This window comes from Arthrobacter wenxiniae (genome assembly GCF_013376105.1).
GTDB lineage: Bacteria > Actinomycetota > Actinomycetes > Actinomycetales > Micrococcaceae > Specibacter > Specibacter wenxiniae.
In genome coordinates this window covers 46,836-57,623 of the sequence record NZ_JAAMFM010000028.1, presented here as the reverse complement: position 1 = coordinate 57,623, position 10,788 = coordinate 46,836, and the positions used below count along the sequence as shown (strand labels likewise).

The 10,788-nt window shown below is 67.6% G+C and carries 9 protein-coding genes; 1 reads left to right on the top strand and 8 read right to left on the bottom strand.

Annotation, left to right across the window (positions count from 1 at the left end; translation table 11 throughout):
* Positions 1-20 precede the first annotated feature (20 nt).
* The 7 genes from G6034_RS15630 to G6034_RS15600 all read right to left on the bottom strand — a co-directional run bounded on the left by G6034_RS15630 (position 21) and on the right by G6034_RS15600 (position 7,208).
* Positions 21-1,967, bottom strand: coding sequence for a thioredoxin-like domain-containing protein (locus G6034_RS15630; RefSeq protein WP_176636036.1), 1,947 nt, complete (start codon positions 1,965-1,967; stop codon positions 21-23).
* Positions 1,967-4,231, bottom strand: coding sequence for a bifunctional copper resistance protein CopD/cytochrome c oxidase assembly protein (locus G6034_RS15625; protein WP_425485536.1), 2,265 nt, complete (start codon positions 4,229-4,231; stop codon positions 1,967-1,969). Before G6034_RS15625 ends, G6034_RS15630 begins: the two co-directional genes overlap by 1 nt.
* 210 nt (positions 4,232-4,441) lie before the next feature.
* Positions 4,442-4,729, bottom strand: coding sequence for an HU family DNA-binding protein (locus G6034_RS15620; RefSeq protein WP_110502511.1), 288 nt, complete (start codon positions 4,727-4,729; stop codon positions 4,442-4,444).
* 369 nt (positions 4,730-5,098) lie between these two features.
* Positions 5,099-5,404, bottom strand: a complete 306-nt coding sequence (gene rpsN / locus G6034_RS15615) for a 30S ribosomal protein S14 (protein WP_176636034.1) — start codon at positions 5,402-5,404, stop codon at positions 5,099-5,101.
* Between the two features lie 4 nt (positions 5,405-5,408).
* Positions 5,409-5,576: a 50S ribosomal protein L33 gene (gene rpmG / locus G6034_RS15610; RefSeq protein WP_044574616.1), complete on the bottom strand. Its 168-nt coding sequence runs from the start codon at positions 5,574-5,576 to the stop codon at positions 5,409-5,411.
* Positions 5,576-5,812, bottom strand: coding sequence for a 50S ribosomal protein L28 (gene rpmB / locus G6034_RS15605; RefSeq protein ID WP_113716244.1), 237 nt, complete (start codon positions 5,810-5,812; stop codon positions 5,576-5,578). The genes rpmG and rpmB overlap by 1 nt, the downstream gene beginning before the upstream one ends.
* Before the next feature lie 616 nt (positions 5,813-6,428).
* Positions 6,429-7,208: a GDSL-type esterase/lipase family protein gene (locus G6034_RS15600; RefSeq protein WP_176636033.1), complete on the bottom strand. Its 780-nt coding sequence runs from the start codon at positions 7,206-7,208 to the stop codon at positions 6,429-6,431.
* Positions 7,209-7,275: 67 nt separating this feature from the next.
* On the opposite strand from G6034_RS15600, the gene G6034_RS15595 reads away from it, so the two are divergent.
* Positions 7,276-8,661 carry an MFS transporter gene (locus tag G6034_RS15595; protein ID WP_176636032.1) on the top strand — a complete coding sequence of 462 codons (1,386 nt, stop codon included), beginning with the start codon at positions 7,276-7,278 and terminating at the stop codon, positions 8,659-8,661.
* A 166-nt stretch (positions 8,662-8,827) separates the two neighbouring features.
* Here G6034_RS15595 and G6034_RS15590 read toward each other — a convergent pair whose 3' ends face one another.
* Positions 8,828-10,678 (bottom strand): ABC transporter ATP-binding protein, encoded by a 1,851-nt coding sequence (locus G6034_RS15590; RefSeq protein WP_218063967.1) that lies wholly within the window; start codon positions 10,676-10,678, stop codon positions 8,828-8,830.
* Between the last annotated feature and the right edge of the window lie 110 nt (positions 10,679-10,788).

Here is a 10,788-nt window from a genome sequence, read left to right as displayed (position 1 = left end):
GCCGGTCTCGGACGCGGGTGTCAGTCCATCCCGCGCAGGTCCAGGACCAGCTCGTTGGCACCGCCGGCGTCGAGGATGACGGGGATGCCCCAGTCCTGCTGGTACAGGTGGCAGGCCGCGTGGTCCGGGATCTCGCCGTTGACATTCTCGGGGCCGTCGCAGGCCGCGGCGCGGGCTGTCAGGTGAAGCACGCCCTCGGGGACATCCGGCGAAAGCACCAGTGAACGGGACAGGCCCACGGACGTGCCCCCGCCGGCGACCAGCAGTTCCGGCGGGGTCGAGGAAACCTTCAGCTGCGTGGGGTCGCCCCAGCGGTCATCCAGTTTCTGCCCCGTCGGAGCGGAGAATCGCACCGTCAGGGCCAGCTCGCCGGCCGCCACGGGGGTCTTCGGGCGTTGCGTCTGCACCGCGCCCTCGTCCACCTGCAGGGCGTTCTTTGGCAGCGGAAGGCGGATTAGCTGGTGCTTGTTGGCCTCCACCACGATGAGCAGCGGGACATCGCCGGATTCGTCCAGCAGCACGTCACTTGGCTCGGCCAGGCCGCGGGCCAGCGTGCTGACCTGCTTCGTCGCCGGGTCGTAGCGGCGTACGGCGCCGTTGTAGGTATCCGCCACGGCCACCGAACCATCCGGCAGCACGGCGACGCCAAGCGGGTGCTGCAGGCGGGCCGCGGCGGCGTCGCCGTCGCGGAAGCCAAAGTCGAAGAGGCCCTCGCCAATGGCTGTCTCCACCGTGACTGCCCGCTCACCGGACGCTCCGGCGTCACTAAATTTCACCACGCGCAGGGCCGACGTTTCGGAGTCTGCAACCCAAATGCTTCCGTTCGCGTCTTCGGTCACGCCGGAGGGCTGGGCAAACCAGGCTTGGTCCGCCGGGCCGTCCAGCAAGCCTTCGAGACCGTTCCCGGCCACGATCGTGACGGCTCCGCCGGCCGGGTCAAAGCCAAAGAGCTGGTGGGTGCCGGCCATGGCAACCACCACGGATCCCAGCACGGAGGAATACGCCACATCCCAGGGGGAGGACAGCGCGATCTCCAGCGGCGCGGTGCCGAGGAAAGTCGATGAGGCGGTGGCGCCGTCGTCGTCCACGCGGGCGGGGCCCGCTTCCAGCAAGCGCTGAACGCCGTTGCCGGCCACGGTGCGCACCGCGCCGGTGGCCAGCGTGATGCCGCGCAGGCGGTGGTTCACCGAGTCAGCCACGACGACGTCGTAGCCCGCCTGAGCGGCCACCTCGGCCGGGAGCAGCGCTAGCCCCTGGGGCTCGTTGAACTCGGCCTCCACCGCCGAACCGTCGCTGCATCCCTTGGTCCCGGCCCCAATGGTCCGGATGACGGTGGCCAGGTCCGGGCCCATCTCCACCAGGCGGTGGTGGCCGGTGTCCGAAACGAGGAAATTCCCGTCCGCCAGGGGAAGGACCTTCCCGGGGAAGCGGAGGTCGCGGGCCACGGCTTCGGGGGCCACGTACGGGCCGTCGCCGCGGTGCAGCGTGCCTTTGGCCTCATGCTTGGCGATGAGTTCGGGGATGAGGGAGGCCAGGCCGGCCGCATGCCCTTCGCCGGAGAGGTGCGCCACGATGTAGCCCTCGGGATCCACCACCACCAAGGTGGGCCAGGCGCGCGCCGAATAGGCCTGCCACGTGATCAGTTCCGGGTCGTCCAGGACGGGGTGGGTGATTTCGTAGCGCTCCACGGCGGCGGCGAGGGCCACGGGATCGGCCTCATGTTCAAACTTCGGCGAATGTACACCCACCGTGACCAGCACGTCCTTGTATTCCTGTTCCAGCGGCCGCAGCTCGTCCAGCACGTGCAGGCAGTTGATGCAGCAGAACGTCCAGAAATCGAGGATCACAATTTTGCCGCGCAGCTTCTCCAGGTCCAAGTCTGCGCCTCCGGTGTTCAGCCAGCCACGGCCCTCCAGTTCGGAGGCGCGGATGCGGACGGTCGAGGCGGTGTTTGTTGCGGACTCCACTAGTGCTTTTCTCCTTGTGAACCGGATGGTGAATCAGGCTGCGTGGCGGTCGCCTGGACGGCCCCGCTGGCAGCGGGCGGCTTGCCGTTGTGCAGGTGCGGCAGGGGCGGCCCGCTGTGTGCCGGATCCGTCGTGGCATCGCGTGCCGCCAGCTGGGCAAACATGTCATTGTAAGCGTTGAGGTCCGCGTAGTTATTCCGGACGGCGGCACGGTCCTTGCGCTTGGTTTCCCGGGCGTCCGACTTCGCCCACATGTAGGCGACGCCCATGGCGATGGCCAGGGTGGGGATCTCCCCGACGCCCCAGGCGATGCCCCCGGCCGTTTGCTGGTCGACCAGGGCGGAGTCGCCCCAGGGGCGGCCCATGTTGCCGAAGTATTCGCCGGAGAGCAGGTTGGTGGCCATCATCAAGGACACCCCGAAGAACGCGTGGAACGCCATGGTGGCCAGCAGCAGGAGGAGCCGCATCGCGTAGGGGAAGCGGAACGGGAGGGGGTCCGTGCCGATCATGCTCATGATGAAGATGTAGCCGGTCAGCGTGAAGTGCACAATCATCAGCTCATGGCCCACATGGTAGCGCATGGCCAGGTTGAACAAGGGCGAGTAGTAGAAGATGATCAGGCTGCCGGCGAAGTTGGCTGCCGCAAACAGCGGGTGCGTGATCAGCTGCGAGAAGCGGGAGTGCACCAGCACCAGGATCCACTCGCGGATGCCTCGGCTGCCGTCCCGACGCGGGGTCAGGGCCTGCAGCGCCAGGGACACGGGCGAGCCCAGCGCCAGAAATAGCGGGGCGATGACCATCAGCGACATGTGCTCCACCATGTGGGCGCTGAAGAGGACCTGGCCGTAGACGGCAGTGCCGCCGGAGGTGATGTAGACCAGTGAAAGCAGCCCCGTGAACCAGGAGACGGTGCGCAGCACCGACCATTTGTCGCCGCGGCGGCGCAGCTTGACCAGGCCGGAGAGGTAGGCGGCGCCGGCGGCGACGGCGAAGGCCACCCACAGCCAGTCCATCCGCCACTCGGTGAACCAGCGGGCGAAGGTCAACTCGGGGGGCAGGGGGTAGTCCGTGAGAATTTGGGCAGGGGTCAGCGCCGCCTGCACCAGCTCCCGGGACTGCGGCGGTGCCGAGCGGCTCAGGCCCACGGCGATGCCGCTCGTGACTCCCATGATCAGGAGCTCACCAAAGACCAGCTGCCAGAGCAGGCGGCGGGTGCGTGCCGCCGTCGTACTTTTTTGGCCCCCCGCCAGGCGCGGAATGATCCAGGTGCGGTGCATCCAGCCGATCACGCCCAGCACGATGGTGGCGGCGGACTTGGCCAGGATCAATTGGCCATAGGTGGAGTGGAAGAGGTCGTGCCAGTTGGTGATGCGGATGGCGGCGTTGACCACTCCGGAGCCGGCCACGCCGGCAAAGGCAAAGATGGCCAGGGCGGAGAAGCGCTGCAGCGTTTGGGCGGTGATGGAGCCCAGCACTCCTGAAACGACCACGAGGACAACGATTCCTCCGACCCACAGCGAGACGCTGGTGATATGCAGGAAGAGCGAGTTCACGGCGCCAACGTGGTCGGCGCTGGAGGCGGAGTGGCCGATCAGGGCCTGCGGCACGAAGGAAAGCATGGCCACGACGAGGGGCACGGCCAGGGCGCTGATATTCCTCAGGCCGAACACCATGGTGGTGGTGACGGCGGCGCAGATGACCACCATGAGCCAGGCCTGTCCCACGGGCAGCTCCGTCATGTAGAACACCAGCTGGTTGGTGTAATCGCTGCTGCCCGACACGGCCAGACCGGAAATGCTGGAATAGGTCAGCACCAGGACGGCGATGGCCGCCACGGTCCACACCCCGCCAGCCACCGCGGCCAGCGTCATGACCCTCGTGAAGGCGGGGTGCTCTGGGGCATGGGCGTGACTGGCCGAGTCAAGCTTTTGCTTGCCGGTACGGGGGCGGCGCGGCTTGGCGTCCTTGGGCAGAATGACAATGGCAAAGACGAGTGCCCCAACCACCGTGGCCAATGCCATGTTGTGGATGGTGGTGGCCAGGGGCAGGCCCCAGCGGGTGAAGGACCCGGGATCACCCAGCTGTTGCACCCCGGCGGCGCCGGTCCACAGGAGGGCACCCACGACGCCGGCCACGGCGGCTGCGAGGCCCAGCCACCACCAGGGGCCGCGCACGCCGCCGGCGAAGGTGTCCTGCCGGACGGCACGTGGCGCGGTGGTGTCCGGGCGAGGGCTGGCGGCGGGGGCTGATTCTACGGGTGGCACCCTTCCATTGTCTTGCACCATGCCGCGATAGGGCGAATCGGGGAGTTCCCAGATTGGATTGCGCGCCACGCAGGGACGGTTCCCTGGCCGAGCCGGGCCCACGGCCGCAGGGCTCCGGGGTCGCGGGGAGCGCGGTTGGGAACCAGGCTCCGGCTTAAACAGCGGAGGCGGCCGGCAGGTGCCGGCCGCCTCCGCTGCGAAGCGTGGTGACTACTTCTTGTTGGAGACCGCAGCCTTCAGCTTGGAGCCGGCGGACAGCTTGACGCTGTGGCCCGCGGCAATCTGGATGGTCTCGCCGGTCTGCGGGTTGCGGCCGGTGCGAGCTGCACGGTCGGTGCGCTCGATGGAGAGCCAGCCCGGGATGGTGATCTTTTCGCCGGCGGCAACGGAGCTCTCGAACACCGAGAACAGTGCGTCCAGGACGCCGTTCACTGCGGTCTGGCTCGTCTCAGCCTTTGCAGCAACTTCAGCTACCAGTTCGCTACGATTCTTAGCCATGTTTGTCCTCCTGGACGTCAAGATTGTTAATTCCACGCGGTTGCGTGTCAACCACTGCTAGCGAACTTACCAGTTCTTCCGCGGGATTCCGGCAATTTTGGGCGTTTTTCGCGGATTTTTGGGCCGATTGGCCCGGATTTGGCTGTGGTTTTCGCTCTCAGCCGAGCGGCGGGGCCTCCGCGTCGACTGAAAACCGCCCAGACGGGGCCAACTCGCGAGAAAGGTGGGAAGGGCGAGTTCTCGCGACTTCGCCCCGTGTCGCTTGCCGGCGGGATGGGACCACCTGTTCGCCCGTCCCCCACAAACCGGAAAGGGCACCAAAAAAAAGGGCGGCGACCCGAAGGTCGCCGCCCTAATTACAGCCGGGAATTACCAGCTGGACTTCTTGATGCCGGGCAGCTCGCCGGCGTGCGCCATCTTGCGGAAGCGGACACGGGAGATGCCGAACTTCTGGAGCGTTCCACGCGGACGGCCGTCGATGGCGTCGCGGTTGCGGACGCGCACGGGCGATGCGTTGCGGGGGAGCTTCTGCAGGCCCAGGCGGGCAGCTTCGCGCTCTTCCGGGGTGGAAGCGGGGTTAACGAGGGCCTTCTTCAGTTCGAGCCGCTTCTCAGCGTAACGCTCGACGATGACCTTGCGCTTCTCGTTCTTGGCGATCATGGACTTCTTGGCCATAGTCTTAGCGCTCCTCTCGGAATTCAACGTGCTGACGGATCTTGGGATCGTACTTCTTCAGGACCAGGCGGTCCGGGGTGTTGCGGCGGTTCTTGCGGGTCACATACGTGAAACCGGTACCTGCCGTGCTCTTGAGCTTGATGATGGGACGTACGTCCTTGTCCTTTGCCATTAGAGCTTCACCCCTCGTGCCAGAATCTGTGCAACAACGGCGTCAATTCCGCGTACATCGATGACCTTGATCCCCTTGGCAGATACCTGCAGGGTGACGTTGCGTCGCAGGGACGGAACCCAGTAGCGCTTCTTCTGGATGTTCGGATCGAACCGGCGCTTGTTGCGGCGGTGCGAGTGCGAAATGCTATGCCCAAAGCCCGGCTCGGCTCCGGTCACCTGGCAGTGTGCTGCCATGATCACTCCTAGTAAATGTATGGAAACGGTCCGCTGGTGCGAGCCGTGCGGTTAGGCAGCGTCCGCCCTTGGACAGCATGGCCCCCAGCCATCTTTTTCAAGCTGATGGGAACCGGTTGCTGGTCCGGCAAATACTTCGAGTGCACGCAACTTGAGCCCCTAACTACCGGCCCACGGGAGGATATTCACCGTAAACCGGAGCAATTGCACACGCTCCGCGCCACCTAGCGCCTACCTAGTCTAGATGCTGGCCGCCGTTAATGGCTAATCGCCCATATCACGGACCACCTCAAGAGGGAAGTTTCGCGCGAACCGCGTCGCCCCCCCCACAGGCCACCTCCTCGCGTTGGGTGCCGGCTGGCAGCCAACCCTCCCGGATTGCCTGAACCGCGGCAGCGCGGTCCCGCGGCAGCCAAAAGTCGGGCCAGCGCAACCCTTGGCCCGGCCAGCCGACATTTTCGGTCCGGCCGGTCACGTACAGCCCAAGGTCAGGCCGCAGCCCCTCCGGAGGCGGACATTTCAGGCCCGGCCACGCCCCAGGCGGCCGGAAGGCAGCCGCTGGAGTCCCGGCGTCGTGCGGTCCCGTCGTGCGGTCCCAAGGGGCGCCCACGGCGCCTCAGTTCCGGACCGCCGGCGAACGCAGCACCGGCCAGCGCGCGGAAAGCTTGTCCCCGGAGGACACGCCGCGCAGCCGGCGCCCGATCCACGGGCCCACGTATTCCTTGGTCCAGGCGGCGTTGTCCTTGAGGGTTTCGGCCGTCGTCCGGACAGGGACGGGCGGCAGTTCGGGCACGGGGATGCGGACCGTCTCGCCCAGTCGCTCCAGGACCCTGTTCGCCATGTTGATGTGGCCAGGGGTGGACATGTGCATGCGGTCCACGCCCCACAGCCGCCAGTCGTTGTATTCGCGGAAGCGCCAGTAGTCCACTATTTCCGCGCCGCGCACCTCCGCCGCCTCGCGCAGCAGCTCGTTGTACACGGCCGTGCGGCCGCGGATGCCGGCAAAGACCTTCGAGCTGCTGGCGTCAAAGCCCGTGAAGACGAGCACGCGGGCACCCGTGTCCGTCAGCTTGGCCAAGCCCAGGGAATAGGCGGCCAGCATGGCGTCGATGTCCACCTTGGGGCGCAGGATGTCGTTGATGCCGGCGTAGATGGTGACGAGCGTGGGGTTCATGGCCACGGCGGCGTCCACCTGTCCGCTGAGGATCTGCTTCATCATCTTGCCGCGGATGGCCAGGTTGGCGTACCCGAACGATTCCTCCGCGTGGGCCATGGCCAGCTGCTCGGCCGTGCGGTCGGCCCAGCCGCGGACCTGGTTGGGCAGCCCCGGCGCGGTGTCGCCCAGCCCCTCGGTGAACGAGTCGCCCAGCGCCACGTACCGTTGTGAAAATTCCACGCCTGTCTCCTTGTTGCGCCTTCGTTAATTAGGCTAATCCTATGTCCGAGACCCCATGCCGCCGGCAGTGAGCGCGCCCGCTTCGATCTGGGCGGCCCAATACCGCAGCGCCACCGTGGGATTCTTTGGCCTGGCCTTCATGGTGGCCTATTCGTCGGCCGCCATCACAACGGCCATGCCGCGCGCCGCCAACGAACTCCACGGCCTCCCCCTTTACGGCCTGGCCTTCGGCGTCACGATGGCCACGTCGGTGGTGTCGATGACCCTTGCAGCCCTGTGGATTGACCGGGCCGGCCCGCAAAAGCCGCTGCTGACCGGGGTCGCCATTTACGTGGCGGGACTGGCACTGGCCGCCGCGGCGCCCACCATGGAATGGCTGGTCGCGGCCCGCGCCGTGCAGGGCCTGGGCACCGGGCTCGACGGCGTCGCCCTCTACGTGGCCATCGCCCGGGTGTTCCCGGCCCACCTCCGTCCCAAAATGTTCGGGGCGCTGGCCGCCGCCTGGCTGCTGCCCTCCATTGTGGGGCCCGCACTGAGCGGGGTCATCACCGACCACTTTGGCTGGCGCTGGGTGTTCGCCACCGTCCCCCTCCTGGCAGCCGCGGCGGCCGCCGTGATTTACCGGGGCACCCAGGGCACCGGGATGAACCAGGGGACGGTTCCGCCGGGCGGCCTTGATCCCGGATCCCGACCCGTTCGATCAGCGGAAGGGGCTCGCCCGCCGAAGCTGTGGCGGGCTCCTGCCTGGGCGGTCGCGGCCTCCGTCTCCGTCCTGGCCCTGGGCGACGCCAGCGCACGCACCCAAGGATGGTGGCCGGTGGAACTGGGGGCCGCCGTCGTACTGCTGTGTGTTGCGGTCGGCAAGCTGCTGCCGCGGGGCACGTGGCGGATGGTGCGCGGGCTGCCGTCGCTGGTCCTGATGCGGGGACTGATGGGCACGGCGTTCACCATTGCGGACGTTTACCTGCCCCTGTACATGATCGACCAGCGGGGACTGCCTGCGTGGCTGGCCGGGCTGTCGCTGACGGTGGGGGGCGTGACGTGGGCCCTCGGCGCCTGGCTTGCGGCGCGGGGGATGGCGCCGGCGCGGCAGTCGCTGCGCCTCGGCGCGGCGTTCATGCTGGCGGGGATGGCTGTGTCCGCGCTGGTCCTGGTGCCGGGCTGGCCCGTGTGGATCGCCTGGGCGGGTTGGGCCTCCGCCGGGCTCGGCATCGGCATGGCGTACCCCACGCAGTCCGTGTTGGTGCTCCAGGATTCGGCGCCGCACGAGCAGGGCGCCAACTCCTCGGCCCTGCAGCTGAGTGAAACACTGACGACGGCGGCCGCCCTCGCCGTGGTGGGCGCCGTCTTCGCCGCGCTGCTGGGCCTGGGCGGTGCCGGCTATGTCATGGCGTTTGGGGCGGGCATCCTGCTGGCCGCCGGGGCGCTGCTGGTGTCGCGCCGGGCGGCATAGCGGGTGTCGTCGGGCCCGCCAGCCCGGTTTAGCGGTAGCACTGGGCGTAGCCGTTACAACTGGGTTGGCAACGCCCAATCTGTGGCTGACCCCAGCTGAAACGTCAACGGTCCGGTCAGTTGACGCCATCCTGCCCGATGTCGGGGGATCCCCAGCTCCCGGCCTCCTACGCGGCCGGCTCCAGTTGCTCGTCCGCCGCCAGGAGGGCTGCGTAGGCTCCCCCGGCGTCCCGCAGCCGGGCCGGCGTGCCGCGTTCCACCAGTTCGCCGCCGGCCAGGACAGCCAGCTGGTCCGCATCCTCGATCGTGGAGAGCCGGTGGGCAATGGTCAGCGTGGTGCGTCCGACGGCGAGGTGGTCCAGCGCCGCCTGCACCTGCGCCTCCGTGGTGTTGTCCAGCGCGGAGGTGGCCTCGTCAAGGATGAGCACGCGCGGGTTGCGCAGGATGGTCCGGGCAATGGCCAGGCGCTGCTGCTCGCCGCCGGAGAAGCGGTGGCCGCGGGCGCCCACCAGCGTGTCCAGGCCATCAGGCAGCCCTGCCACGAGGTCGGCTATCCGTGCCGCACCCAGAGCCTGCCAGAGTTCCGCGTCGCCGGCGTCCGGTGCTGCGAGCTGCAGGTTTTCGCGGATCGACGCGTGGATCAGGTACGTCTCCTGGGACACCACGCCGACTATCCGGGCGAGAACCTCGGGGGCAATGTCCCTGACATCCACGCCGTCTATGGTGACCCGGCCGGCGGTGGTGTCATGCAGCCGAGGCAGCAGCGCGCCCAATGTCGACTTTCCGGAGCCCGTGGGGCCAACCACGGCCGTGGCGGACCCGGCGGGAAGCGCAAGGTCGATGCCGCGCAAAACATCCGGGCCGCCGTCGTAGGCAAAATGGACGTTTTCAAAGCGGACCTCGCCGCGGACGGCGGCCGGGTCCAGTGGGACGGGGCGGGCGGGGGCGGTGATGTCCGGGACCAGGTCGAGGTATTCAAAGATGCGGCTGAACAGCGCCATGGCCGTGACCCACTGGACGCCGAGGTTCAGCAGGCCCATGATGGGGCGGAAGATGGCGGCCTGCAGCGCCGTGAACGCCACGATCGTGCCGATGCTCATGGTGCTTCCGGGCAGCCCGCCGGCGAAGTAAATCAGCGCCGGGATGGCCGAGAAGATGATGCCCATGGTGGCCATCCGCCAGCGGCCGGCCAACTGCGAGCGCAGTTCCAGGCCGATGAGCCGCTGGGAGCTTTCGGTGTAGCGGGCGGCGTCGCGGCCGGTGGTGCCGAGGGTTTTGGCCAGGCGCACGCCGGAGACGCTCAGGCCCTCCTCCACGTAGGTGTTCATGGTGGCGAGCTCGGCCTGCATGGAGGAGGTGACGTCGCGCCGCAGCAGGGCCACGCGGCGGGAGAACCAGACGGCCGGCGGGATGACGATCAGCGACATCAGGGAGAGCCGGGGCGAAAGCGCCACCATGGCCACGGCCGTGCCAACCGCCGTGGTCAGGTTCGACGCGACGCCGGTGGCCGTGGACGTGATGACCGACTGCATGCCGGAAATGTCGTTGTTCAGGCGCGATTGCACCTCGCCGCTGCGGGTTGTGGTGAAGAACGCGAGCGACTGCCTTTGCAGATGCATGAACAGCCGGGTGCGCAGCGTGTGCATGATTTCCTGGCCCATGGCGGTGGCCATCCACGTCTGGACCACGCCAATCGCAGCGGTGGCGGCGGCGACGGCGATCATGGCGCCGGCCAGCCAGCCAAGCAGCGGCAGGTTCCTGTCCGGCAGGGCCGAGTCGATGATGCCGCGGACCAGGAACGGCTGGGCCAGGCTGATGACGCTCGATGCGGTAATGAGTAGTACGACGACGGTGATGGTCACCTTGTGCGGGGCAAACAATGCCGCGATGCGCTTGAGGCTTACGGGATGTGCCTTGATTTGTTTCTTGTCTGCGGGGTTGACGCGGCCGGGGCCGCGGTCACCGCGTGAAGGGGTTGCGGCGGGTCGGCCTTGGCTGCCGTGGGAGGAAGTCTTCATCTCCGTCATGGGCTGCACCTCCAGAAGGTGTGCGGGGTGCGGGAGTCGCATCAATCAATACAGAGGTTACCTCACTATGTGGTTGCCAGTCAACTTCGGTAGACTGTTGT